Source organism: Amycolatopsis oliviviridis, assembly GCF_014654365.1.
Classification (GTDB): domain Bacteria; phylum Actinomycetota; class Actinomycetes; order Mycobacteriales; family Pseudonocardiaceae; genus Amycolatopsis; species Amycolatopsis oliviviridis.
The window spans coordinates 1,294,888-1,320,514 of record NZ_BNAY01000001.1 but is presented as its reverse complement, the minus strand read 5'-3'; the positions used below and the strand labels follow the sequence as shown (position 1 = coordinate 1,320,514).

The following is a 25,627-nucleotide window of genomic DNA, read 5'->3' as shown; positions in this document are numbered from 1 at the left end:
GGACTTTCCCCGCATCTGATGCAGTGAAGGGCGCTTTCTCCGCATGGCATGCGGGGAAAGCGCCCTTCGGCTACTTGTGTATAACGCCCTATACTGCACGGCGTCGAGCAGTTCAAGAGTGGCGCGATTAGGCTCGGGTTCATGATCAGCACAGATGCCGCCGCGGTCGTCGACGAACTGCGCGAACTCTTCCGCTCCGGCGTCACGAAACCGGTGGCCTGGCGGCGGACGCAGCTCACCGGCTTGCGCACGCTTCTCGCCGAACAGGAGGACGTCTTCCTCAAGGCGCTCTACGCCGACCTGCGCAAAAACGCCGTCGAGGCCAAGCGCGCGGAGATCGCGCTCGTGCGCAACGAGATCGACCACACGCTGGAGAACCTCGACTCCTGGCTGACTCCGGAGTCCGCCGACATCCCGCGACCCCTGCGGCCGGGTGACGGTCGCGTGGTGCGCGAGCCGCTCGGCGTCGCGTTGATCATCGGACCGTGGAACTACCCGCTGCAGCTCGTGCTCGCGCCGCTGGTCGGGGCCCTGGCGGCGGGGAACTGCGCGGTCGTGAAGCCGAGCGAGCTGTCCCCGAACACGTCGGCCGCGATCGCCGAGCATCTGCCGAACTACGTCGAAGGCGTCCGCGTCGTCGAGGGGGCGATCCCGGAGACGACGGCATTGCTGGAGCAGAAGTTCGACACGATCTTCTACACCGGGAACGGGACCGTCGGCCGGATCGTCATGACCGCGGCGGCGAAGCACCTCACGCCGGTCACGCTCGAACTGGGTGGGAAGAGCCCGGCGATCGTCGAGCCGGGCGCGGATCTCGCGGTGACCGCGCAGCGGCTCGCCTACGGCAAGTTCGCCAACGCGGGCCAGACCTGCGTCGCGCCCGACTACGTCCTCGCGATCGGTGACACCGGCCCGAAGCTGGCGGAACACCTGGCCGAGACCGTCGGAGCGATGTTCGGCGCGGATCCGGCGACCAGCGACTCCTACGGCCGGATCATCTCGACCCGCCACCACGACCGGCTCGCCGCCCTGCTGGACAACGGAACCGCGGTCGTCGGCGGCGAGGCCGACCGCGACGAGAGGTACATCGCGCCCACCGTGCTCACCGGCGTGTCGCCGGACGCCCCGGTGATGCAGGACGAGATCTTCGGCCCGATCCTGCCGATCATCGAGGTGTCCGACCTCGACGCGGCGCTGGCGTTCGTCAACGAGCGCGACAAGCCGCTGGCGTTGTACGCCTTCACCGAGTCGGACGAGACGAAGCGCAGGATCGAGACGGAGACGTCGTCCGGTGGACTCGTGTTCGGGGCGGCGATCATCCACCTCGCTGCCCCTGACCTGCCGTTCGGCGGGGTGGGGGAGAGCGGCATGGGCCGGTATCACGGGCGCTATTCGATCGACAACTTCAGCCACGTGAAGGCGGTCCTGGACAAGCCGCTCGCCTGATCAACGAACGGCGCGGGCACCGCGTCGGTCGGGGTGGCCCGGTCCGTAAAGGCCTCCTTGAGGGACTCTGGGTCCCTCAAGGAAGCCTTCACGGACCGTCGATCGCCACGTTCGCCCCACAGGCACCAGCAGTCACAGCGGGCGCGCGTGAAGGCCCCCTTCACGCGGCTCAGCCGAGGAAACTCGACCTTCACGCCTTCCCAAGTACATGAAGGCCCCCTTCCTTGCGATAGGCGCAAGCAAGGGGGCCTTCATGTACAGCAGGCGAGCGAGGGCGCCGGGACCGAGTCGGTACAGGCATGAACGGGCCCAAAACCGGCACGACCTTGATCAACGGAGGATCGGGGACGTTGAGTGTCCCCGATCCTCCGTTGATCAAGGTCCGAGACCGGGCGCTGAACCGCAACCCTCGCGCAGGTCAGGCATAGGTCGGTGAATGCTGGTGGGTTCTAACCCGAATCGCCACTCACGACCCGCGAGAGCCACGCGGAGCAGGAGGAGGTGGCACCGTCTTCGCCAGGACGATGTCCGCCAGCCGGATCGTCGCGAGACCGCGTTTGGTCTCCACCGTGCATTCCGCGTCGTCACGGGAGCGCAGGTAGCCGAGCGCGTCGGTGAACCCGCCCTCGATCCGGTACCGCACAACGACCCTCGTGCCGACCGGGACGTCCGGCAGGGTCACCGGTTCAGGTGCGCGGTGAGTTCGTCGTCGCTCGGTTCGACCAGGTGGGTGCCGTCCGGCCAGACGATGGTCGGGATCCGCCGTTCACCGTTCTGCAGCGCTCGCACGATCTCTTCGGCGCCGTTGTCCGCTTCGACGTCGACATAGGCGTATTCGACGCCCTTCGCGTCCAGCAAGGCACGGCTGCGTTTGACGTCGGGGCACCAGCCGGCGCCGTACACGGTGAGGTCGCTCATGGATCACAGCATGCCAGGTCGCGGTCCGGCGGCGCGTTCGGCGAGGGCCGAACGGTCGGCGAGCCCGGTCTTGGCGAGCAGGCTCGCGACGTGCTTCTCGACGGTCCTGGGCGAGATGTGCAGGCGGGCGCCGATGTCCTTGTTGCCCATGCGCTCGGCGAGCAGCACCAGGACCTCGTACTCGCGCACGGTGACGCCGGCCGCGCGCAGGTCGCCGGGGACCCGGTCGACCCCGGCGCGGCGCTGGCGGACGGGTGCGCCGAGCTTCCGCAACAGGCTCCGGCAGGCACCCGCGACCGCTTGGATGTCCCTGCCGTGGAAGTACTCTTCGGCCTCTTTGAGCCAGCCTGCCGGATCGCCCCAGCCGTCGGCGGCGGCCGGTTCGGCGATCAGCCGCAGCCCGAGGTGACGGGCCAGGGGATAGGGCGCCGACGTCTCCAGCGCGGCGCCGACCGCCCGCTCGGCTTCCGCCGTGTCGCCTCGCCTGCCGTGCTCGACGGCGTGCGCGAACTCGACGAACTGCCGGTTCCACCGCATCCCGCTCACGGCGGACCCGTCCTCGGGACAGCCTGCCCCGCCGAGCGTGTCGAGGAGCGTCCGGAGCCCGTGCTGGCCGGCGAGGTGGAAGCGGCTCGGCCTCCGGTCCTCCAGTTCGATCACCTGGCCGAGCTCGCGGCGCGCCCGGTCGAGGTCCTCCTCCAGCAGGGAACAGAAGACCCGCGCGAGCCCGATGCTCAGCACCATCTCCTGCGCGTTCTCGCCGCCGCTCTCCCGGAAGTCCTCGAGCGCCCGTTCCATCGCCGGGCGGTCCGCCCGGTGCCCGGCCGACATCGCCCTGGTCATATGCGCGTACTGCAGCAGCGCGGTCAACCGGAGCCTGCCGAGGACGGCGAGGTTCTCCTCCAGCAGCGCGTGCGCGGTCCCGAACTCGCAGCGCAGGATCGCGTGCATGGTGCGCACGGAATCGACCGCGCAGTGCAGCGTGATGGACCCGGTCCGCTGGGCGTCGGCGCGGGCGAGCAGCAGGGTCTGCTCGTCGCCGTTCATCAGCACGCGATGCCCGCCGAGCCGCACCAGTGCCTGGGTGCGGAGGTGATGCAGGTGGTTGTCCTCGGCGGTCCGCCGCGCCAGTTGCATGTAGCGCTCCGACTCGGTGAGGTCCCGCGACAGCGCGAGCATGCCGAGTACCTGCAGCGCCTGGCAGACGACGAACGGCTGCTCGGTCTCCTCGGCCACTTTCCATGCCTGGCGCGCGAGCCGTTCCGCCGTGCCGGTCCGGCCGGGGACGTCGAGCCAGAGGTTCGCTTCGACGGCGTCCAGCGCGGCCTGCTGGGCGGGTGAGATCGCGGAGCCGAGAGGAGCGCGGGCGCGTTCGATCTGGCCGAGGCATTCGTCGTGCCGTCCGGCGATGTAGGCGGCCCAGGCCAGCTGCGTGTGCAGTTTGGCGGCCCGTTCGAGCGTGCCGATCTCGCCGAATCCGGCGGAAAGCTCGACGGCGCGGTCGAATTGCCCGGTCTGCCCGAGGGCGTACAGCAGTGTCTCCAGCACCTCGGCCCGATCACCCGCGTCGGCCCCGGAGAGCAGGTCGACGGCCTTGGTGAGCATCGTGACCGCGGAGTCCGCGGCACCGGCGTCGAGCGCGCGGCGACCGGTCTCCGCGAACAGGTGGCCGGCCGCCCGCTCGTCCAGCGCGGTCAGACGGAGGGACGCGACGAGCGCGCACAGATCACCCGGCAGCCCCGGATACAGCTTCTCGACGGCGTCGGCGGCTTGCCGGGCGAGTGCCGCTTTCCGCGCGGGTGACTGCCGGGCCAGCAGCGCTTCCGCGGTCAGCGGATGCCGGAAGGCGTACCAGCCGGGTGTCGTCTCGTCGGTGGTCACCAGGTTCGCCGCGACCGCGGCGCTCAGGTGGTTGTGGAGGGTCCGGTCGTTGGTTCCGGTGACCGTCTGCACCACCGACAGCGGGAAGCGGCGGCCGATGATCGCGGCGACCGACAGCAGTTCGCCGGCCTGTTCGCCGAGCTGCTCCATCCGGACGCCGATACTGGTGACCAGCGCGGCGGGTACCCGGGCGCGGAGTTCGCCGATGACGCGCCAGCCGTCCCGGCTCTCGACCAGCAGCCCGTCGTTCACCATGCCGTGGAGCAGTTCCTCGACGATGAACGGGAGGCCGGCGCTGTTGCGCCACAACAGTTCCGCCGCGGGGGCAGGCAGATGCTCCGGCTCGGTCTCCAGGCAGGCCGCGGCGAGGGCGCGGGTGTCGGCGAGGCCGAGCCTGCCGAGTTCGAGGACGGCGCAGCTCATCCGCTGGGCGCCGGAGGTCGCCAGCCGGAGAGCGTCCGAGGGTTCGTTGCGGAGGGTGCCGACGAACAGGGCTTGTGCCGCGGCCAGGTTGTCGACGAGGTATTCGAGGATGAACAGCGTCTCGGCGTCGGCGTCCTGGAGGTCGTCGAGGACCAGGAGCGCGCCGCGGTCGCGGCTGGTGACGGCAAGCAGCCGGAACACCGCTTCGGCCAGCACCATCAGGGAGCCGGATTCCCGCGGCCGGTCGCCGTGGCTCCAGTCGGGGACGAGCTGGGCGAGCACGGGGATGAACGGGTCGAGTTCGGCCGCTTCGGGCGGGCCGCCGCCGCGGAAGTGGGACAGCAGGGCCTGGGTCAGCGGCCGGAACGGGACGAGCGGGCCGATCGAGCTCGCGCGGCCCTGCAGGACCGGGATGTCCGCGGTGACCGCTCGTGAGGCGGCCTCGACGGCGAGCCGGGACTTGCCGATGCCGCCTTCGCCCACGAGGAAGATCGCGCCGCCGCGACCCGCGGTGGCGCGATCGAGAGCTCCCGAGAGCTCGGCCAGTTCGGCGTCGCGGCCGATCACCCGCGACGAACGGATTCCCACCGCCGTGACTATAGCGAGCGGAATCGGCGTGTCACGGCGAAAAGCTGATCACGAAGGCGGGCGGCGCGAGCCCGCCCTCGTGATCGTTTCTCAGATCCAGCCGCCGGTGAAGACGCTGACGACGGACGGCGATCCGGGGTCGCCGGAGAGAGTGGCGAGCGGGTTGGCGCTCAGCCGCGGCTTGCTGCCCGCCAGCGCGTGGTTGCGCGAGCCGACCTCGAGGGCGCGCGGCAGGTTCACGGCGCCGAGGGCGTCTTCGGTGGCGGGCAGATCTCTTTCGTACATTCGGTTTCTTCTCCTCATACTCGGTTTACCGGCGGGATGACGGTGGCCGCGGGATGCGGCCGGTCGGGGCGGAGCAGGAGCGCGGACGGGACCCGGTCGCCGAAGCCCAGCCGCAGCAGGCCGTAGCCGATGCCCGCCAGACCGCTCAGCAGGCCCGGCGCGGGGATCGCGCCGGGAGTTCCGCAGCGGGCGCCGCGCTGGTCGATGGCGGCGAGCAGGTGCCCGGTCCGGCGACGCACCGCGGCGGCGGCGCCAGTGTGCCCGTTCTCCGCCAGCACGCACAACACTTCCAGCACTCCGGACTCGCCGTGGCAGAGACTGAGATCCTTCAGCGGTGCCCCGTCGGTCAGCTGTTTGATCGTCCGGTCCAGCCGGCGGGCGTGACCGGGGTCGTGCAGGTGGGCGGCTTGGCCGAGAGCGGCCCCCGAGAGGCCGTCGCACCAGCCGCCGGTGCTTTCCGCCCGATCGTCCGCCTTTCCGGGCGGATCTTCGCCGGTCCGGCCGTGCGCCCGCAGGACCCAGTCGATCCCGGCCGAACCGCGCGCGAATCCCTTCCCCTGTGGACGTTCGCGGTCGAGCAGCTGCCAGGTGTAGCGGTCCGCCTTCGCCAGTGCCGTCTCTAGTCCTGTTTGGACGTACACCGAGCGCATCGAGGCGACGCCGCCCGCCAGTCCGGTGGTGAATCCGGACGGCGTCGCGGAGGTGGCGTCGGGCATCAGGTCGACGGCCTGTTCGATCAGGTCGCCCGCGGGAAGGCTGACCAGCGTGCTGAGCCGGGCGATCGTGTACGCGACGCCGCCGAGTCCGAGCAGTCCGCCGCAGCCGGCGGTGGCGGCCAGCTCGGGGTCGGCGCGGAGGGTGGCGAAGAGGCTCGGGAGCGGGCTGATCGCGTACGCGGCCAGATCGCGGTAGCGCGCGATCCCGGTCAGCTCGGCGAGCTGGGCGAGGAACAGGGCGACGCCGCAGTAGCCCTCGCCGAGTCCCGCGCCCATCGGCAGCACGGTCCAGTAGCGGTCGTCGACGAGCTCGATCCCGAGCCAGTTGGAGCGGTGCTCGTCGGAGAAGGCGTTGGCGACGATGTGATCGGCGATCCCGCACGCGGTGACCAGCAGCCGTTCCGCGTCGGGCGCCTGGTTCGGCACCGCGGTCTCCGCGGTTTCGCTGCCGCCGTGATGCCCGGCGGTCGCCGTGCTGATGGCGAGGGTGGCCGAGATCAGCCATTCCTGGTCGCGCTGGTCGAGCGGGTCCATGTCGGCGACCTTCGCCAGCACGGTGTCCAGCGACGGCCGGTCGACGACGCCTTCGACGCTGTCACCGCGCGAGTCCAGCAGCGAGGTCGAGCCGGGATTCGAGGTGAACATCGGCACGTCGCCCGTCCACAGGTCGGCTCGCTCGTGCGGTACGAGCCGCAGCAGCTTGTCCTCGCCCGCGGAGTCCTCTTCGAGCAGGTCGAAAGCGTGTTCACGGTCGGCGGCGTCGCGCAGGAGGTCGGGATGGGTGGTCTCGTCCAGCAGGCGGAAGTAGAAGTTCGTCGGCCGGATGAGCACGCGGATGGGGTCCTCGGCGCAGCGCCGGAGGTGTTCGGTGAGTTCGTCCCGCGCGCTGGAGATCGCGTCGTAGCCGAGCCGGAACCCGGCCAGCAGCGCCGCGCTGTGCTCGGCGGGGGTGACGTCGCGGCCGTCGAGGCGGGGGAGGTTGTTCCCGCCCGCGAGCTCCCCGGGTACTCGGACCAGTCGCATCTTGTCGGTACCGGGATCGGCCCAGTCGACCCGGTCGGTGGGCAGTTTGCCGCCGCGGCCGGCGAGCCCGGAGATGTCGACGGCGCCGTGTTCCCCGGCGAAGAGCTGGGGGAGCAGCAGGGTGCGCTGGACCGAGCGCGCGAGCATCGCCGCCGCGGGGTCGCCTTCCGGCGGATCGGGTGGCGAGGGCTGGAACAGTGTCTCGATGTCGATCAGCACCGGCTGGTCCCCGCAGGCGATGATGTTCTCGTAGTGGACGTCGGTGGCGTCGAGCGCGTGCAGGAGCGCCAGGAGGATGCCCTGGCGACGGTAGAAACGGTCGACGTCGGCGAGGTCGGCGCACGGCCGGTGCTCGACGAACCGGAGCCAGCCGTAGCCGTCGCGCGGCAGGGCGTCGGCGGTCCGCAGTTCGAGGCCGGGCAGCCGTTTGTTCAGCTGATCGACGACGTCGGTGAACCGTTCGTGCAGGATCAGCGGGCGGGGTTTGTAGATCACCTTGGCGCCGCTGGAGAAGCGGAGCAGCTTGACCGACCGTCCTCGCGCGTGCGAGTCGCCGATCCCGCCCGCCACCTCGACGAGCGTGCCGAGTTCGCCGTCCACGACCGAACAGGGCAGCGCTCCGGCATCGGCGGAGAAGCGGGCCAGCATTTCGGAGTGGGCTTCGGCGGCGTGGACGCAGGCTTGGGCGAGGAGCCGGGCCAGGACCGGATATTCGCTGAACAACCGGACTAGTCCGGCCGGGGTGGATTGCCGGCGCACGAAGTCGGAGAAGCGCTCCTCGGGGGTCTCGCCCTGGAGTGTCCCGGCGTTGCGGGCGCGGTGGAGTTCGAGGACCAGCGTGCGGACCGAGAGCTTGAGCAGATGCTGGTCGAGTTGAGCCGCGAAACCCCGGCGAAGTGCTGTGACGTCGGCGTCGGCGAGGTCGTCGGGGACCGCCTGCCGGGCTGCTGCCTGGACGAACGACCTGAAGACCCCGGCGAACTCGACACGCCAGTCACCGACTGGGGGGCGCTCCGGCAGGAGCGTGGTGACAGCGTGTTCGGCGAAGTCCGCCCATGCGGGCTTGTCCACCTTCTGTTCGCGCGGGGTCTGGCCGTGCACCCACCACTTCGGCAGCAGGGACGTCGCCGATGTCTGGGGCGTCACGGAATCCATGGTTCCACTTCGGCGGGACCCGCACATGGGGGCGATACCCCCACATTCAGCGCACGCACGAAGATGCCCGGAGAGTGACGACCGGGTCGGGCGTCACCGGAATATGGGGTCTCGGCACCCATGCGCGGGGACCGGTCCCGGGCCGACCATGGTCGGGTGGCGCGGCGGTCGCAGGGGGAGCGCCGCGGTACGCGGGCGGGCCGGTTTCTGGGGGTCCGGCCCGCGCCGCCCGAGTTCAGCCGGTTTCCGGCGGCGGGTCTTGGATGGCGGCTCGCAGGCGCGATGTCCTCTTCGCGCCCGATATCGGGATGATCGGCGCGCGCGGGCTGGCTAACATCGGGGGCGATCATGGAGTGGATCAGCGGCAGATCGCCCGGCTTCGGACCGGGAGGGCGCGGGTTCGAGTCCCGCCTCCATGTTCATCCTGGAGTGGTTCAGCGGTAGAACACCCGGCTCGTGACCGGGAAGGCGCGAGTTCGAATCTCGCCTCCAGGTCTCGATGGACAGGGGGAGACCGGTGAACGAGGGGCAGTTCGGCTACGCGTACGGCCAGTTGCGTCGCGCGCTGCGGCACGCGGGCGCCGATTCGGCACGGGCGGCGGGCTGGCGTGCCGTGCTCGACGGGATGGCCGACGGCACGCTGACCATCGGTTCCCGTACCCCGGTCGCCGACACCCCGGCCTGGGTGACCCTCGAAGTACTGCACGGCGGGTTCGCCAGCGGTCGCTACGTCGCCGAAGAACCCTTGCGTGAGGACGAGAGCGAACTCGTCCGCGCGTTGCCCGACGGCGCGCCGGGCACGACCGGCAGGGAACGGCTGAACCTGCACTACCTGACCGACGAGGGCCAGGCCGCGCTGCTCGGCGCGCTCGCGGCCGGGACGTACCGTGTCGAGGTCCCGGAACACGCCGCGCTGATGACGGTCGCGTGGCTGCTCGCGCACGACCACCACGCGGCGGCGCTCGACCTCGTCGCCGCGATGCGCCCGCTCATGCACCGGCTGCGGCTGACACCGGTCTTCGGGCAGTCGCCCACCCCCACGGGTTCCGTCGTCAGGCTCCAGTCCGTCAAGCAGGTCAAGACCTCCTTGCGCGCGATCACGACGCCGTCCGCGATCACCACGATGCGCACCAGGCTGCGCGAGCGTCCGCTGTACGACCGGCTCGTCGCTCTCTGGTGCGAAACCGTGGAAGGCGAATTGCCCACCCTGCGGGACGACGGCGTCGTCGCGGGCGGCTGGCCGTGCCGTGTCTGGCCGGCGGACTGGACTATTCGCCGGACGGCGTTGCTCGCCGAAACCGAGGGCGTGACAGCGCATCCTCGCGCCAACTTCACCCGGCTGCGGACCGCGCTGGCCGCGTGCGAGACGGACAGCCGTTCGCTGACCGCGCGGGACGTCGGATGGGTACGGCGTGCGCTCGCCAACACGATCGGCAAGCACGGCGCTCCCGGTTCCGAGCGGCGGACGGCGTTGCGGGAGGCGGAACTTTCCGTTGTGGAGCGGCCGACCAAGGCCGAGCTCGCGGAAGCGGTCGCCGTCCGGCTCGACGCCTACGCGGACGACGGCGGTGTCCCGTCGGTCGAACCGGTCACCGAGGACGTCGACGGGTGGAGCGTGCCGGACGGTGTCGTCGTGAAGGTGAACCGGGCGTGGGAGGCCCCGGTCGAGGAACTGGTCGCGCGGGACGTGATCACCTCCGGCGAGGTACTCGCCACCGTGCTGCCGCAGATCACCGCGTCGCTGCTCGCGGCGAACATCGAAGACCCGGCGCTGTCGGCGTTGTACGCCCGGACGTACGCGGCGTTCCGGCGCCGCCGGAGCCTGCTGCTGCTCGATCTGGCGACCCAGGTCGGTTTCACCGAGCTGCCGTGGGTGGCCGCGCTGGAGCCGCTGCGCGCGCACCGGCGCGACACCGCCGAGGCCGCGCGGCAGACCCTCGCCCAGACCACGATGCTCGCGCTGACCGCCTTCCCGCACGCGATCCTGCCGAACCCGCTGGTGAGCGAGTTCACCGCGCTCGCCAAGCAGGCGGGCCTGCGGTTCCCGCTGGTCGAGGAGGTCGCGGCGGACATCTTCATGGGCACCTTCACCACGAAGTTCCGCGACGCCGCGGTGATCGCGAGCCGGGTCATGGCGGGTTCGCTGTACGCGCGGTATTACGACCTGCCGGAGACGTGGCGGGAAGAGACGACGACCCGATGGGGCAGGAAGACAGCGGACGACTTCGCCAAGGTGTGCAAGGACAGGGCGGCGGAAGCGGGGCACGGCCGCCTGTCCGGCGTGGCCGCGAACGGCGCGGTCCTGGAGCAGAGCCAAATCGTCACCACGCACAACCTGGCCGTGCTGGCCGACGGGCTCGGGCTGTGGGACCGGCTGACGGTGCTCGCGCCCGGCCTCGCGGCGCGGTCGCTCGGCTGGGCGCTGCGTCGCTCCGCCGTGCCGTCCACCGACCGGCACGCCGCGCTGACGGCGGTCAAGAACGCGGCTTACGCGTGGCGGCAGGGGATCTTCTTCCTCAGCTTCTGTGACGCAGAGAAGCAGTGGACCATCGTCGACGAACTGCGCCCGCACCTGGCGGGCACCGACCTCGGACCGGCGGTGGACGGGCTCGCCGCCGTCGTCGCGGGATATCGGTTCGCCGACGACGGAACAGTCCACAATGGACGCCGATGGCTCGGCTGGGGCGGCGGCCGGTGGGTGGGCGTCCGGTGAACGGGCGGCTGATCCATACCGGACAGGTCGTACTGGACCTCGTCATGGGGGTGCCGGGACTGCCGGTGCCCGGCGGCGATGTCATGGCGTCCTCGACGGACCTCCTGCCGGGCGGCGGGTTCAACGTGATGGCGGCGGCCGCCAGGGCGGGCGCGGACGTCCTCTACGCCGGCCTGCACGGCACCGGTGGCTTCGGCGAACTCGCCCGGGCGGCGATGGCAGCCGAGGGCATCACGCTCGCGCACGCGCCGTCCGCCGAGGGCGATACCGGGATCGTCGTGGCGCTGGTGGAGGACGACGGCGAGCGCACGTTCGTCACCGGGACCGGTGCCGCGGGCCGGATGCCGCCCGGTCTGCTCGACGCCGTCACGCCGACGAACCGCGACGTCGTGTACCTCACCGGGTACAGCCTGCTGGACGAGCCGAACGCGAAGGTGTTCATCGAGTGGCTGCCGGGCATTGCCGGGGCCACCGTGCTGTTCGACCCCGGACCACTCGCCGGGAAGATCCCCGCCGCCGACCTCGCGGCGGTGCTGGCGCACGTGGACATCCTGAGCTGCAGCACCGGCGAAGCGAAGATCCTGGAGACAGTGGGCGAGCACGTCGAGGTGCTCGTCGTCCGCGAGGGACCCGCCGGATGCCGGGTCGTCTCCGGCGGTCACAGTGTCGCCGTGCCGGGCGTCCCGGTGGCCACTGTGGACACCAACGGGGCGGGCGACGCGCATTGCGGGGTACTGGCCGCCGAACTGCTGGCCGGGACCGGGCTGCTCGACGCCGCGCGCCGGGCGAACGCCGCCGCCGCGATCGCGGTGACCAGGCATGGTCCGGCGACTTCGCCCACCAGGGCCGAAGTGGACGCCTTTCTCGGGTGAGCGTTCGCGATGGCTGTGGGATGGGACAACATCCGGAGCCGCCGTGTGGTTCCTCGGGCATGATCGGCTCATGCGCGTCTTGTCGGAAAGTCAGCTCGGTTCGGTCCTGGCGGGCGTTCCCGCGTCGCGGCCGCGGGTGGTGGTGAGCGGGAACTTCGCGACCCCGATGCGAGCACTGAAGGTGCTGGACGCGGCGCTGGCGGAGTACCGGCTGTTCGCGTTGAACGCGCAGGCCGGGATGCCGGACCGCGACGGCGTCCTGCTGGAGACGCCGTTCGTGGGCGCGGGCATGCGCGGCCGCCCGGGGTTGCGGTACTTCCCGTCCCGGCTGTCGCTGGTGCCGCAACTGCTCAAGACCGCGCTGCCGCCGGACGTCGTCCTGCTGCACACCTCGGCCCCGGTCGACGGCGTGGTGTCGATGGGCACGGAGGTGAACATCCTGCCCGCGGCCGTCGAGGCGGTGCGGGCCCGCGGAGGCCTGGTCGTCGCGCAGGTCAACCCCGAGATGCCGTTCACCTACGGCGACGGCGTCTTGCCGGTCGACGAAATCGACTACGCCATCGAGGTGGCCGAGCCGCTCTTGTCACCGGTCCCGCGGCCGGTGGGGGACACGGCGCGGACCATCGGTGAGCGGGTGGCCGGGCTGGTCGCCGACGGCGCGACCCTGCAACTGGGCATCGGCGGCATCCCGGACGCGACCCTGGCGGCGGTGACCGGACGGCGTGGACTCGCGATCTGGTCGGAGATGTTCAGCGACGGCGTGCTCGCGCTCGACCGAGCCGGGGCCCTCGATCCGGCGGAACCGGTGACGGCGTCGTTCGTGTTCGGCAGTGCCGAGCTGTACCGCTGGCTCGACCGCAATCCGCGGATTCGCCTGCTGCGCACGGAAAAGACGAACGACCCGGCCGTGATCGCCCGGCAGCGCGGGCTGGTCTCGGTGAACAGCGCCCTCGAAGTGGACCTCTTCGCACAGGCCAACGCGAGCCGTGTGCGAGGGGCGATCTACTCGGGATTCGGCGGGCAGACCGACTTCGTGGTCGGGGCGCTGCATTCACCCGGCGGCCGGGCGATCATCGCGCTGCCGTCGTGGCATCCGAAGGCCGACGTTTCGACGGTCGTGCCCCGGCTGACCGGGCCGGTGACTTCGTTCCAGCACAGTTTCCTGGTCAGTGAGCACGGTGTCGCGACCATCTGGGGAAACGACGCGAGCGAGCAGGCGAGGCAGATCGTCGGCAACGTCGCGCATCCCGCGGCGCGGGAAGAACTCGTGACACGCGGCAGGGAATTGGGTTTCGCGCTTTCTTGAGTGCGGAGTGCTGCCGTTCCACCAGACCGCGCTGGGCTCAGGTGGTCGTGAGTGGTAAGTGCCGTTAGAACGACACTTACCACTCACGAGGCGCAACGCGGCCTCCACGGCAGATCGCGATCGTGGGCCAGGGTCCGTGAAGGCCCCCTTCACGCGGCTCAGCCGAGGAAACTCGACCTTCACCGCTTGGGAGGTACATGAAGGCCCCCTTCCTTGCGATAGGCGCAAGGAAGGGGGCCTTCATGTACCTCCGGCGGGCAAGCGCCGGACGCCATCACGTGGGTGAGCGGGCGAGCGTGAAACCTTTGTCTCGCCCTCAAGAGAATGAGTCCGGCGCCGAAATGCCGGAACCCGGTAAAGGGAACACGATCATGTTCCCTTTACCGGGTCGCAAACACGGAGGGGCCGACCCGCGCCAACAGACCGGCCCCCGGTAAACCCTTGTGCCTAGAGCGTCAGACCAGCCATCCGAGCACGTGCGCCAGGTGCGCGAGCAGACCCGAGATCAGGTCGTGGCCGTGGTGCACGTGCTGGGTGAACATCTGCATTGAGGGGCTCCTTGTTCGGATTTTCGTGTTCGGTTGTGCTCTCGCGAGGAGCGATCGAAGATTTTCACCACGTTGGCGCCCTGTCAAAAAACGATTCCCCGGGCGGGCGGCCGGTCGTGAATCTTCCCACGATAAACACGTAAGTCTTTCGTGTTTTGCGTCAGGGGTGGGTTTCGCGAGCGTTGACACTGTGGGTAGCGACCTGGGGCGAGTCGATGTGGAAGCTGGGCCTCCGCTACGGCAAGTGGGCGGGGGCGTGACACGAAACGGTGATCCAGTTGCCACGAATGGTGAGTCGGCGGGAATCACCGAGACGGGTGACGAAACGAGGGTGACTCTCGCTTTTTCGGGGCAGGCACGGGGTTTCCGGCCGACGACGCGTGATCACTCGTGGTCATGTGATCTTCACTGAACGGTGGCGCGCCTCCGGAAGGTGTGACGCATCGCCCGGGCGAGTCAACCTGTGCGGTACGGAGGTCATACCCGAGTCAGACGCGGCACGGGCGTCGTGAGGGCTATCGTTCCGTGTGCGCCCACCGACCTCGTCGAGAAGACTCGTTCCCGCGGTGGCCGACGGGCTGCTGGCCGTTTTCATGATCGGGTTCACGGTCGAGGCGGGCTTCGCCATCGACATCCCGGGTTTCCGGCCCTTCGACGCGGTGGGCGTCGTGCTGAGCGTCCTGGTCAACGCGCCCCTGGCGTTCCGACGCCGTGCGCCGACATGGGTCTTCGTGCTGCTCCTGCTCGCGTGGGCGGGCTTCCTGCTGCCCGGATACTGGCCGGGTACCAGCGCACTGGCGCTGCTGCTGGGGTTGTACACCGTCGCGGCGCACCGGTCCGTTCGCGTGACGGCGCTGTGCGCGGCGATCACCTTGGCCTGCGAGACCTACACCGCGATCCAGGCCCAGCTGATCGGCTCGGCGTGGACGGCGGTGTTCCAGAGCGTGCTGCTGACCGCCGTCGCGTGGACTTTCGGTGCCAACGCGGGACGGCTGGCCCAGCGCAACGGGCAGTTGCGGGAGCTGGCCGCGAAGCTGCGGCAAGAACAAGAGGACCGAGCGCGGCGGGCTGTCACGGAGGAACGCGTCCGCACCGCGCGCGAGTTGCACGACGTCGTGGCCCACCACATGTCGGTCATCGCGGTGCAGGCGGAGATGGCGCGGTACGTGTTCGACTCGAATCCGGCGGCCAGCCGGACGGCGCTGGACGTCATCGGCCGCACCAGCGGCGAAGGCCTCGACGAGCTGCGGCGCATGCTGACGGTGTTGAGGTCCGGCGAGGACGACGAAACCTACGTCCCCGCCCCCGGTCTGGCGGGGCTGGAGGAGCTCGCGGCGAGGGTCGGCGCGGCCGGGGTGCGGGTCGAGGTCTCCGCGCGCGGTCGTGCTCGCTCGTTGCCCGACGGGGTGGAACTTTGCGTCTATCGTGTCGTTCAGGAGGCGCTGACCAACGTGGTCAAGCACGCCCGCCCGGCCAGCGCGAGGGTGTCGCTGACCTACGGCGCGGACGAAGTGACGGTGCGGATCGCCGACGACGGCCGCTCGGAGCGGTCTTCGGAGGGGGCCGGTCACGGGATGATCGGCATGCGAGAGCGCGCCGAGTTGTACGGCGGGACACTCGTGGCGGGCGCGTGTTCCGGAGGGGGTTTCGCAGTGACGCTCGTGCTGCCGCTGGCGGCGGACGGGCGCATTCGGGACCGGGAGGCGGGGGGAGACAGATCGTGATCGAGGTGCTGGTCGTCGATGATCAAGAGCTGGTCCGTGCCGGGCTCGTAGCGCTGTTGCGGGCGGCGCCCGGGATCAGCGTCGTCGGCGAGGCCGCCGACGGGCAGGAGGCGGTGGAGCTGGCGGCACGGCTCCGGCCGGACGTCGTGGTGATGGACATCAGAATGCCGGGTGTGAACGGGGTGGCCGCGACCGAACGCATTCTCGCCGCGGAGACCGATCGTCCGACACGCGTGCTGATACTGACGACTTTCGACCTGGACGAGTACGTGTATTCGGCGCTGCGAGCGGGGGCGTCGGGCTTCTTGTTCAAGGACGTCCGGGCGGAGCGGCTGGTGGCCGCCATCCACACGATCGCGGCGGGGGAGCAGCTGTTCGCGCCGACCGTCATGCGGCGGTTGATCGAGGCCTACGCGAACCGGCCGGGCGGGCGGGCCGCCGGTCGCGGGCCCGAGCTGGACTGTCTCACCGCCCGAGAGACCGAGGTGCTGCGGCTGGTCGGCGAGGGCATGACCAACGGCGGCATCGCCGGCGAACTGGTGGTGAGCGAATCCACGGTGAAGACGCACGTGAACCGCGCCATGACGAAACTCGGCCTGTCCAGCCGCGCGCAGGTCGTCGCCGTGGCCTACGAATCCGGTCTCGTCGAGCCGGGGTCCTGGGGCTTCCGGAAGCGGATCGCGGAAGCCCCAGGGTGATCATTTCCCGGCTTGCAGCGCCCGCCAGGTGTTCGCCCCGGCGATCCCGTCGGCGTCGAGTCCCCGAGAGGTCTGGTAGCTCTTGACGGCCGCGGTGGTCTTGGCGCCGAACGCACCGTCGACGGTCAGGTTCGCGCCGATGGCGGCGTTGAGCGACCGCTGCAGCCTGAAGACGGCTTCGCCGGACGAGCCGTCCTGAACCTGCGGGGTGGCACCGCGCGCCAGCAGCGCCGTCCAGGTGTGCGAGTCCACCGAGCCCGCCTCCGCGAGCCCCACCTGTTTCTGGAACCGCTTCACCGCGGACACGGTCGCCGGATCCAGGACACCGCTCGGATCACCGGAACCCGTGTCCTGTCCGGCGGCCCGCAGCAGGCATTGCGCCTTCTTCACCTCAGGGAGGGCGGCACCGGGGTCGAGTCGCGGATAAAGGCCGTCGACACCGACGCTCGCACAGCCGTGGGTTCGGGACACGAGGTCGGTCGCGGCCCGTTTGCCCCGGGTGACCGCGTCGGCCGCGTCCTGGATGGGGGCGGCTTTGACACCGGGGAAGACGATGTAGTCGACGACCCTGCCGGACACCCCGCCCGAACGCGGGTCGGGGTTGATGCCGAGTGCCTTGGCCAGCGCGTAGGAACCCTCGCCGATCGCTCCCGCCGGACCGACGTCGCCGACGACGGCGTAGGCGACCCTGCCCTGGTAGACCACCGCGGCGACGGTCCCTCCGGTGATGCCGGAGCGGGCGTAGCTCCAGGTCGAGCTGATCCCGGGGACCACGATGTAGGGCAGCTTCTCGGCGTTGAGCGGCTTGCCGTCCGACTGCGACCACGCCGTCTGCCCCTGCCAGGACGGATCCGTCGAAGCGTTGCACTTCTCGGTGCGCTGGCCGTCGCAGTCGATCGTCATCCCGGACCGCCAGTGCACGGCGCCGCCGGTCGCGCACACGGGAACCGTGCGGGCGCCTCCGCTGCGTTCCGCGTATTTCCCGGCGGACACCTGCTGCCCGCAGGTCGCCACCACCGCGCTCAGCTCGGCGCCGGTCGGATCGGCGGCCTCGGCCGCCGTCGCGCCGCCCGCCGCCGCCAGCCCGCCGGCGACCACCATGACCATTCCGATTAGTGCCGTTCGCACCGGCATCACCACCTCTTTCCGTGTCCACAGTGGACGACTATTTCCCGGCCTGCAGCGCGGCCCAGGTGTTCGGACCGACGATTCCGTCGGCGGACAGCCCGTGCGCGCCCTGGTACCGCTTCACCGCGGCGGTGGTGTTGGCGCCGAACCTGCCGTCGAGTTCCAGGCCCGCGTCGAGGGCGGCGTTCAGCGCGCGCTGAAGGCGCAGCACCGCGTCCCCGGACGCGCCGTCCTGGACCTGCGGGGTGGTGCCCCTCGCCAGCAGCGCCGTCCAGGTGTGTGAGTCGACCTTGCCGAGTGAGGGCAAACCCCTGCTCGTCTGGAACTGTTTCGTGGCGCTCGAAGTCGTGTCGTCGAACGTGCCGGTGGGGCCGTTGGCGCCGGTGGGGAATCCGGCGGAGGTGAGCAGGCACTGCGCCGTCTTGACGAGGTCGCCGGTCGCGGCCGGTGCGATTTCGGGGTAACGCGGGTGATCCAGGCTCACCGCAGCGCAGGTCTTGGCGTCGCCTTCGAGGACGTTGCGGTACCGGATCGCGGTGAATCCCGCCGTCCGGTCCGCCGACCAGGTGCGCTCGGACGCCACCGTTCCGGTGCGGTACTCCTCCCACACCACGGCCTGGGTCTTCGCGGCGTTCGCCCAGCGGAGGAACAGCGCCATGTGCTGGTGCGAGCTGGAATGCACCCACAGGCTGTCGCCCGGCAGGAGGTTCTTCTTCTCGATCCGGGTGGCGACCTCCATGATGTCGCCCGTCCAGCGCGCGGTCTTCAGCCCCCAGGCCATCGACACGTAGCCGGAGCAGTCCTGCCGGTACGTGCCGTATCGGTTGGTGTGCTTCGCGCTCTGGCTGTACGGCACCCGTTCGTCGATCCAGCTCTTCGCCCGGGTCAGGATGTCGTCGCGGGTGAGCCTCAAATCGGCGGCCGGGTGTTCCGCGGAGTGGGGATCCGGTGCCGCGAGGGCGATCCGGGGCACTGGCTGGATCAGTCCACAAAGGATCAGGACGGCGGCGAGGACGCTCGCGGCGATGGTTCGCATGGGCCAAGCATCGGAGCGGACGGACGGGTGTGGCAAAGGTTTTCGCCCACCCCAAAGGGGGTGTTCAGCGGGTCAACCCTGGTGGTAGGCGGAACCAGTCCGGCGCGGTATTTGCGCCCCGGGTGGTGTCAGAGAACGCCGATGATCCCCTAACATCGAGCGTCGCGAGGGGGGACGCTGATGTTGAAAATTCATTTCACTCCCGAAGATCTGGCCAGGACCCGGATCAGTGCCGCGCCGCAGCCGATGTGGGAGGTGCTGCTCAGTGTGTACCGGCTGCGAGGCCGCGAAGGCGGGGCGATCTTCGAAGAATGGCGAAGATCGGTGGCGCAGGCGGCGCACGTCACCACCCGGCTGCTGGCGGATCTGGCGCCGCAGTCGGGTTACGCGGTCGATTTCATCACCCCGACCCTGCGGAACCTGTCACTGTCCGACGGGCTCGAAGCCCTGCGCCGTACCCCGAAACAGCGGCTCAAGGCCGATCTGACCGTGCTCGCCGGGCACCGGCGGCTTCCCGCGTGGACTTCCGGTCTGGCCGAGGGCAGACCGGAGACGCTCACCCGGCTCGCGGACTCGGTCGAACGGTATTTCGCGGCCTGTCTCGCACCGTACTGGGTGCGCATCTGCGGCCGCGTCGAACAGGAACGGGCCAGGCAGGTCAAGATGATGACCGAGGAGGGATGCGAGCACCTGCTCGCCCGGGTGCACCCGACGGCGCGGTGGAACTATCCCGTGCTGGAGCTGGACTATCCGGTGGACCAGGAACTGCGGCTGAACGGGCGGGGACTGTGCCTCGCGCCGTCCTTCTTCTGCTGGGGGCTGCCGACGACCTTCCTGGACGGTGAGCTCGAACCGACCCTGGTCTATCCGATCGAGCACAAGGTGGGCTGGTCGGTGGGCGGAGGGACGGGCCGGCCGCTGACGTCACTCCTGGGGCGGACGCGCGCCCGGGTCCTCGAGGTCATCGGGGAGCGCCCGGGTACGACCACCGAAGTGGCCTCCCGGACGGAGACCAGCCTGCCGACTGCGAGCCAGCAGGCGGCCACCCTGCGCGAGGCCGGCCTGATCACGAGCTGCCAGAACGGGCAGTCCGTACTGCATTCGATCACCCCGCTCGGCCTCGCGCTGTTGGCGGAGGGCTGAACGTCCGGGGCCCGGCCGCGGCCGGGCCCCGGACTCCGATCACGGGGCCTGCAGGCCCGGACGGCCTTCCTCGACGACGTACGAGCGCAGCGTCGTCACCGGTTCTCCGCGTACGGTGACCTTCTTGACGGCCCGGAAGTCGACGTCCATCTTCGTCTGGCTCAGCTTCGCCCGGACGTACCCGCGGTGCTGGGAGTAGAACTTGAGGTGCGGGTTCCCGGCCTGATCGGGAACGCCCGTGGTGTCGGCGCCGTTGCCGCCGGAGGAGACGGAGCTGGTGACCAGTTCGGTGCCGACGACCGGGGAGGCCGGGTTGGTGAAGTCCACCTTGAGTTCGTTCGCCCAGGCCCGGTGGACGTCCCCGGTGAGGACCACCGGGTTGCGGACTCCGCGCTGGACCCAGCCCTTCTGGATACGGTCGCGGGAGGCCGGGTAGCCGTCCCAGCCGTCCATTCCCGACGCGCCGTTCGCGTCGGCCCGCCGGGCGAAGAAGACCTGCTGACCGATCAGGTCCCAGGTTCCCTGCCGCTGGGCGAACCCGTCGAGCAGCCAGTTCTCCTGCGCGATGCCGGGCAGGCTCCGCGCCGGATCGCCGGCTTCGGGGCAGTACTTCCACCCGTCGCCGCACGCCTGATCGCTCCGGTACTGGCGGGTGTCGAGCATGTGGAAGGTCGCCAGCCTGCCCCAGCGCACCCGCCGGTACAGCTGGATCTTGTGCCCGTTCGGTTTCGCCCCGCCCCGCAACGGCATGTTCTCGTAGTACGCCTTGTAGGCGTCCTCGCGACGCTTGGCCCAGCCGTTGGGCAGGGAGGGGTTGTCGTTGGCCCGGTGATCCCCGGCGTAGTTGTTCTCGACCTCGTGATCGTCCGGTACGACCAGCCAGGGCGCGGCGGCGTGCGCGGCCTGGAGGTCGGAGTCCATCTTGTACTCCGCGTACCGGCGCCGGTAGTCGCCGAGATCGACGAGCTCGGCTTTGTCGGCGTGACGCCGGGGACGCGGATCCTCGGCTTTGTTGCTGGTTTCGTAGATGTAGTCGCCGAGATGCAGGATGAGGCCGGGGCGTTCCTCGGCCATGCGGCGGTACACGGTGTAGAAGCCGTCTTCGTAGTGCGCGCACGAGGTGAACGCCATCAGCAGGTCGCGTCCGAACGTGTCGAACGCGGGAGCGGTGCGGGTGCGGCCGACGGGGGAGATGTGCCCTTCGGCGCGGAACCGGTAGTAGTACTCGTAGTCCGGTTGCAGCCCGTTGACTTCGACGTGCACCGAGTGGGCGTCGGCGTACACCGCGGTGACCCGGCCGTTCCTGACCACGTTCGCGAACTTGTCGTCGGTCGCGACCTCCCAGTCCACCGCGGTCGACGTGGTCGGCATGCCGCCGTTGCCGTTCTTCAGCGGGTCCGGCGCCAGCCTGGTCCACAGCACGACACCGTCGGGCAGCGGGTCGCCCGACGCGACACCGAGTTTGAACGGATAGGCCAGCGCGGCGCTCGCCCGGCCGCCCAGTGCCACCGCTCCCACGGTGACGGCGGTACCGAAGACGAACGTCCGTCGGTTCAACTTGCTCATGGGTGATCCCCCTGCTTCGGTGAGTCCAGGTTGTCGTCCAGCACGGCGGAGTTGCCCGCGAACGGGGCTCCGGGGCCGAAGGCGGTGGCCGTGCCGATCTCGGTGCGGGTGAGTTTGCGTGCCGCCGTCACGGTCAGGGCGTTGCCCGTGAGCCCGGTGTTCAGCACGAACATCGCTCCGGTCTGCGGGCCGCCGTTCTCCCAGGGAGCCGAAACGGTCAGTTCCGGTTTGCCGTCACCGGTGATGTCGAGGATCCGCAGCCCGTAGCCGAATCCCTCGCCCGCCGCCGCGCCGGCGTTCAGGGGCGCGGTGTTCTCGCCGACCGCCGTGGCGGGGAAGGACGACAACCCGGTCGCGCCTCCGCGCAGCAGGCACAGCGCGCCGGTGCGGTTGTCCTCTTTCGGCACTCCGACGGCCAGGTCGTCGAAGGTGTCGCCGTCGAGGTCGCCGACGGCGAGAGAGCCTCCGAAGTAGTCGTTCGCCTCGGGACTTCCCGGGATCGCGTCACCGGACTGGTCGATCACCTCGACCGCGGTGGTCAGCCCGGCGGAACCGCCCCGGACGGCGACGAGCGCGCCGGATCCGGTGGGACCGCCGCGACGGCGGTCGGCCTGGATCACCAGATCGGCGTTGGCCCCGCCGTGGAAGCGGCCGATGACCGCGCCCCGCCATTTCCCGTCGGTGGCCGCGTTGCCCACGCTGATGTAGGAGGACGCCTTGGCCGACAGCCCGCTCGCCGAGCCGTGCAGCAGGTGGACCGACCCCCAGGCGTTGGCCGTCCCGGTGATCACCTCACCGGACGACACGACGGCGAGATCGTCCCGCTTGTCCCCGGTGACGTCCCCGGCCGCCAGCGACCAGCCCATCAGGTCGCCCGCTTCGGACGCGCCCGCCAGATCCGGGTCGTCCTGGTTGAACGCGATCGCGTTCCGGGCGGTGAGCCCGGCACTCCCGCCGTAGAAGACCCATACCGCGCCGGCACGTGCCTTCGTCTCGATCGCTTCACCCGGTGAGCCGACGCCGAGGTCGGCGTAACCGTCACCGTTGAAATCGCCGGTGGCCAGGCTGGCGCCGAACTGGTCACCGGCCTCCATCGCCCCCGGCACGTCCGCGGTGTCCTGGTTGATCGTCCCGAGCGCCCCGGGCAGAGCCCGGAGATAGGGCGCGGTGCGCTGGCCGTAGAGGATGCTGACCGTACCCGCGTTCGCCAGGCCGCCGACCGACTCGCCCGGGTTGCCGATCGCGACGTCGGCCAGTCCGTCCCGGTTGAAGTCGCCGGTCGCGAGGGCGGCGCCGAACTTGTCGTTCGCCTCCATGCCCAGCCCGACGCCGGTGGTGTTCTGGTTGATCAGCGCCGAGGGCGCGCCGGGCGGGGCGGCCCCGCCGGGCACCACCAGCACGGAACCGCCGAGATCGTGGGGGTTGAGGGAGGTGTCGCCGCTGTAGGTCAGCCGCGCACCGGTGGACAGGACGAGGTCGGCGACGCCGTCGCCGTTCACGTCGGCCTGAGGGACGGCCGGGAGCGCCGCGAGGGTGGGCGCGGCCGTCGCCGGTGAGGTCACGAAGGTCAGTGCGGCCGCGGCCGCCAGTACGGGAAACCATTTGTTCGCCACGACGGACGACGGTAGGAAGCGGGAACGGGCGGGGACAACCGTTTCGGCCTGTGTGAAAAGGTCCGGCACGACGCTCACCGCCCCGCCTGCAACGCGCCCCAGGTGGCCTGGCCGACCACTCCGTCGACCCCGAGTCCGTGCGCGGTCTGGTAGGCACGGACCGCCTTTTCGGTGTTCGGGCCGAACGTGCCGTCGATGGCGAGGGTCGTGCCGGACGCGGCGGTCAGCGCGCGTTGCAGCCGGTTCACCGCGGCGCCGGACGAACCCTGCCGCAACGTGGGAGTGTCCCCTGTGGACAGTAGTGCGGTCCAGGTGTGCGCTTCGATCTCGCCGGTGACGGTGAGCCCGTGGGACTGCTGGAACGCCTTCGTGGCGGACACCGTGGATTCGTCGAACGTGCCGGACGGTTTGCCCGCGGGAGTCAAGAGGCACTGTGCCGCTTTGACCAGGTTCCCGGTCGCGCCCTGGACGGTTTTCGGATACGCGGTGAAGTCGAGGCTTACCGTGTCGCACGGCCGCGTCGTACGTCCGACGTCCAGGTAGTCGCGATCGATACCGGAGATCCTCACCCCGCCCCAGGTTTCCGCGACCTCGCCGGCGTACTGGTGGATCCGCTGATGGCTCGCCCAGTACGTGCTCGGCGCGTAGGAGCCGGTGTCGACGTCGGCTTTGTCGTTCCACCAGGCGAACCAGATGTGATCCGTTCTGGTGTAGGCGGTGTTCGTGTACGCGCTCGCGAGATCCTTGATCCCGGATCCCGCGCTCGTGTAGACCCCGGACAGCCAGCCCTTCGCGTGCAGCGCCTCGGTCCAGCCGCTGACGTAGGACAGCACGCTCGCCTTGCAGGCCGCCGTCGACGAGTAGCCCTCGATGTCGCTGTAGATCACGCTGCCCGGCCCGAACCCGAGCGCGGTGTTCGCCGCGATGGCACTCGCCGCCGCGTCCTTGCCTTGCTGCCGGGCGGTCGAGGGGTCGGTGGACATCTTCAGCCGGTAACCGGTGCACGGCGCTTGCCTGCCGACGTCGGTGAGGATGAAACGCCAGCCGCGGGCGGCCTGGTTCGCGACCCACGCCGCGGTGAGATTGGGTTGCGCGCAGGCACGGAGATCACCGCTGCTGTAGATGCCGACGGCGCGGTACGGCGAGGACCGCCAGGCGTCCATAGTGGACTGAGAAGGCGCGGCGCAGGTTTCGAAACCCTTGCCCTGAAAGCTTCCCGGTGTGACGATCGGCGCCGCAGCGGCCGCCTTGCTCGGTCTGGCAGGCAGATCGGCATGGGCACCGCCCGGGGCCAGACGCGCTCCCGCCAGCGCTGTCCGCACGGTCGATTCGGTGACGTCGGTGTGCCCGGCGGTGACGAGGACACCGGCGTCGGGCACGGCGACGTGGATCGCGCCTTCGTGGGAAGGCGTGCCCGGCGGTGGTACGGCCGTCCCCGGCCGTGCGGTCACCACTCCGTCCGGGACCTGCTCGGGCCCCAGTTCCCCGAGTGGTTGGATCACCAGGCCCGCGGTGCGGCCGAGGAGTTTCGAGGGACAGTCCGGTTCTTGTGACTGGTGTCCCAAGTAGACGGTCTCGGTGTCGAAGCGGACGCAGGCACTCGGCGTCGCGGCCAGGTCCACCACCCGCCAGCCGTCGGGGACGTCGAGCTGATAGCCGTGGTAGGTGACGGTGCGCGAGCCCGTGGCCGGGGCGGCGGCCGGGGCGGTCGTGGTCGCGGCCGTCAGCAGTGCGACGGCGATCGCGGTGACGCCTGCGCGCCAGGTCGGTTTCATCGGTTCTCCTCCCGGAATCGAAGGGCGGGAGGCTATCGGCGCGCGACGAGCGGCCGGAAGCGTTTTCGTGCCGGTGGAAAGGCTTTCGACGCGGGGAATCCGCGCCCTACGGTTCCGGGTCCGTACCTGGACGAGCTAGGAGTGTCATGCGGCGCTTACTGACTTTTCTCGCCACCGTCGTGGCCTTGGTGATGATCGGCGCGGGGTCCGCGCACGCGGCCGCCGCCCCGGCGTGGCCGCTGGTGGGTGCTGATTCCGCCGGGCCTGAAGTGACGTCGGCGCAATACCTTCTCCGGCAGCGCGGCGCGCAGATCGACCCCGACGGCATCGTCGGTCCGAAGACCCAAGCGGCGGTGAAAGCGTTCCAGACCGCTCAGGGGCTGGCGGCGGACGGCATCGTGGGTCCCAAGACCTGGAGCAAGCTGGTGGTGAACCTCGACACCGGCGCGAAGGGCGAGGCGGTGACCGGCGCGCAGCACCAGCTGGCGCGCCACGGTTACCAGGTCAAACCGGACGGGACGTTCGCGGCGAGCACCGCGAGCGCGGTGACCGACTTCAAGGGCAAGCACGGACTCCCCGCGACGTCGCTCATCGACGCCACGACGTGGCAGTGGCTCATCGGCGGGACCCCGTCCGTCGCGGGCTGGTCGCTGCCGCTCGCACGGACCGCGTTGCCGCGGAGTGAGTACGACGACCCGCATCACGATTACCCGGCGATCGATCTGCCGGTCGGCACGGGGACGCGGGCGCTGGCCGTCACCGCGGGCACGGTGGCCCTCGTCAACGACAGCACCTGCGGCAAGGGTGTCGTGCTGAGCGCGAACGGGGCCCGTTTCGTCTACTGTCACTTCTCGCAGCACGCCGTGGCGTCCGGCGCGGCGGTCCAGCCTGGACAACTCATCGGTTACACGGGCAACACCGGCAACTCGACGGGGCCGCACCTGCACTTCGGCGTCAAGATCGGCACGACCAGTCACTGCCCGCAGCGGTTGCTGCTGGCGATCTACGACGGTGTCGCGCCTCCCTCGCCGTCGAGCCTGCCCACCTCGGGTTGTTCGTACTGAAACCAC

At 70.3% G+C, this 25,627-nt stretch carries 18 protein-coding genes and 2 tRNA genes; 10 read left to right on the top strand and 10 right to left on the bottom strand.

The window, feature by feature from the left end; translation table 11 throughout:
• Window positions 1–141: 141 nt before the first annotated feature.
• Window positions 142–1,446 carry an aldehyde dehydrogenase family protein gene (locus IE302_RS05635; protein ID WP_191252377.1) on the top strand — a complete coding sequence of 435 codons (1,305 nt, stop codon included), beginning with the start codon at window positions 142–144 and terminating at the stop codon, window positions 1,444–1,446.
• A gap of 466 nt (window positions 1,447–1,912) precedes the next feature.
• Here IE302_RS05635 and IE302_RS05630 read toward each other — a convergent pair whose 3' ends face one another.
• From IE302_RS05630 to IE302_RS05610, 5 genes are all read right to left on the bottom strand, one after another.
• Window positions 1,913–2,128 carry a putative acetyltransferase gene (locus tag IE302_RS05630; RefSeq protein ID WP_191252375.1) on the bottom strand — a complete coding sequence of 72 codons (216 nt, stop codon included), beginning with the start codon at window positions 2,126–2,128 and terminating at the stop codon, window positions 1,913–1,915.
• The gene (locus IE302_RS05625; protein WP_191252372.1) at window positions 2,125–2,364 is read right to left on the bottom strand and encodes a glutaredoxin family protein; all 240 of its coding nucleotides are present in this window, start codon (window positions 2,362–2,364) and stop codon (window positions 2,125–2,127) included. Before IE302_RS05625 ends, IE302_RS05630 begins: the two co-directional genes overlap by 4 nt.
• A gap of 3 nt (window positions 2,365–2,367) precedes the next feature.
• Window positions 2,368–5,256, bottom strand: a complete 2,889-nt coding sequence (locus IE302_RS05620) for an ATP-binding protein (RefSeq protein WP_191252370.1) — start codon at window positions 5,254–5,256, stop codon at window positions 2,368–2,370.
• Between the two features lie 90 nt (window positions 5,257–5,346).
• Window positions 5,347–5,541, bottom strand: a complete 195-nt coding sequence (locus tag IE302_RS05615; RefSeq protein ID WP_093935228.1) for a hypothetical protein — start codon at window positions 5,539–5,541, stop codon at window positions 5,347–5,349.
• Between the two features lie 14 nt (window positions 5,542–5,555).
• Window positions 5,556–8,435, bottom strand: coding sequence for a type 2 lanthipeptide synthetase LanM family protein (locus IE302_RS05610; RefSeq protein WP_229907612.1), 2,880 nt, complete (start codon window positions 8,433–8,435; stop codon window positions 5,556–5,558).
• 347 nt (window positions 8,436–8,782) lie between these two features.
• On the opposite strand from IE302_RS05610, the gene IE302_RS05605 reads away from it, so the two are divergent.
• The 7 genes from IE302_RS05605 (at window position 8,783) to IE302_RS05575 (ending at window position 16,296) form a co-directional block, all read left to right on the top strand.
• Window positions 8,783–8,854: transfer RNA gene (locus tag IE302_RS05605), tRNA-Arg, on the top strand.
• Between the two features lie 4 nt (window positions 8,855–8,858).
• Window positions 8,859–8,930: transfer RNA gene (locus IE302_RS05600), tRNA-Thr, on the top strand.
• Between the two features lie 22 nt (window positions 8,931–8,952).
• The gene (locus tag IE302_RS05595) at window positions 8,953–11,148 is read left to right on the top strand and encodes a hypothetical protein (protein WP_191252367.1); all 2,196 of its coding nucleotides are present in this window, start codon (window positions 8,953–8,955) and stop codon (window positions 11,146–11,148) included.
• Window positions 11,145–12,020 carry a PfkB family carbohydrate kinase gene (locus tag IE302_RS05590; RefSeq protein WP_191253136.1) on the top strand — a complete coding sequence of 292 codons (876 nt, stop codon included), beginning with the start codon at window positions 11,145–11,147 and terminating at the stop codon, window positions 12,018–12,020. The genes IE302_RS05595 and IE302_RS05590 overlap by 4 nt, the downstream gene beginning before the upstream one ends.
• A gap of 70 nt (window positions 12,021–12,090) precedes the next feature.
• Window positions 12,091–13,326, top strand: a complete 1,236-nt coding sequence (locus tag IE302_RS05585) for an acetyl-CoA hydrolase/transferase family protein (protein ID WP_191252366.1) — start codon at window positions 12,091–12,093, stop codon at window positions 13,324–13,326.
• A gap of 1,075 nt (window positions 13,327–14,401) precedes the next feature.
• Window positions 14,402–15,598, top strand: a complete 1,197-nt coding sequence (locus IE302_RS05580) for a sensor histidine kinase (protein ID WP_229907611.1) — start codon at window positions 14,402–14,404, stop codon at window positions 15,596–15,598.
• On the top strand, window positions 15,595–16,296 hold the full coding sequence (locus IE302_RS05575; protein ID WP_191252365.1) for a response regulator: 702 nt from the start codon (window positions 15,595–15,597) through the stop codon (window positions 16,294–16,296). Before IE302_RS05580 ends, IE302_RS05575 begins: the two co-directional genes overlap by 4 nt.
• Here the strand turns inward: IE302_RS05575 and IE302_RS05570 are convergent, their stop codons facing one another.
• Both IE302_RS05570 and IE302_RS05565 read right to left on the bottom strand, forming a co-directional pair.
• Complete coding sequence (locus IE302_RS05570; protein ID WP_191252364.1) at window positions 16,297–17,430, bottom strand: peptidoglycan-binding protein; 1,134 nt, start codon at window positions 17,428–17,430, stop codon at window positions 16,297–16,299.
• Window positions 17,431–17,461: 31 nt separating this feature from the next.
• Entirely contained in the window at window positions 17,462–18,460 is a 999-nt protein-coding gene (locus IE302_RS05565) for a C40 family peptidase (protein WP_191252358.1), read from the bottom strand.
• Between the two features lie 180 nt (window positions 18,461–18,640).
• Between IE302_RS05565 and IE302_RS05560 the strand changes: the two genes are divergently transcribed.
• A complete protein-coding gene (locus tag IE302_RS05560; protein WP_191252349.1) occupies window positions 18,641–19,603 on the top strand; it encodes an ArsR/SmtB family transcription factor in 963 nt (320 codons plus the stop codon).
• A gap of 39 nt (window positions 19,604–19,642) precedes the next feature.
• On the opposite strand, the gene IE302_RS05555 is transcribed toward IE302_RS05560, so the two are convergent.
• From IE302_RS05555 to IE302_RS05545, 3 genes are all read right to left on the bottom strand, one after another.
• Window positions 19,643–21,169 carry an alkaline phosphatase D family protein gene (locus tag IE302_RS05555; protein ID WP_191252347.1) on the bottom strand — a complete coding sequence of 509 codons (1,527 nt, stop codon included), beginning with the start codon at window positions 21,167–21,169 and terminating at the stop codon, window positions 19,643–19,645.
• Window positions 21,166–22,782, bottom strand: a complete 1,617-nt coding sequence (locus IE302_RS05550) for an FG-GAP repeat protein (protein ID WP_191252345.1) — start codon at window positions 22,780–22,782, stop codon at window positions 21,166–21,168. Before IE302_RS05550 ends, IE302_RS05555 begins: the two co-directional genes overlap by 4 nt.
• Window positions 22,783–22,856: 74 nt before the next feature.
• Window positions 22,857–24,557: a glycoside hydrolase domain-containing protein gene (locus tag IE302_RS05545; RefSeq protein ID WP_191252343.1), complete on the bottom strand. Its 1,701-nt coding sequence runs from the start codon at window positions 24,555–24,557 to the stop codon at window positions 22,857–22,859.
• Window positions 24,558–24,703: 146 nt separating this feature from the next.
• Between IE302_RS05545 and IE302_RS05540 the strand changes: the two genes are divergently transcribed.
• On the top strand, window positions 24,704–25,621 hold the full coding sequence (locus tag IE302_RS05540) for a peptidoglycan-binding protein (RefSeq protein WP_191252342.1): 918 nt from the start codon (window positions 24,704–24,706) through the stop codon (window positions 25,619–25,621).
• Window positions 25,622–25,627: the final 6 nt, after the last annotated feature.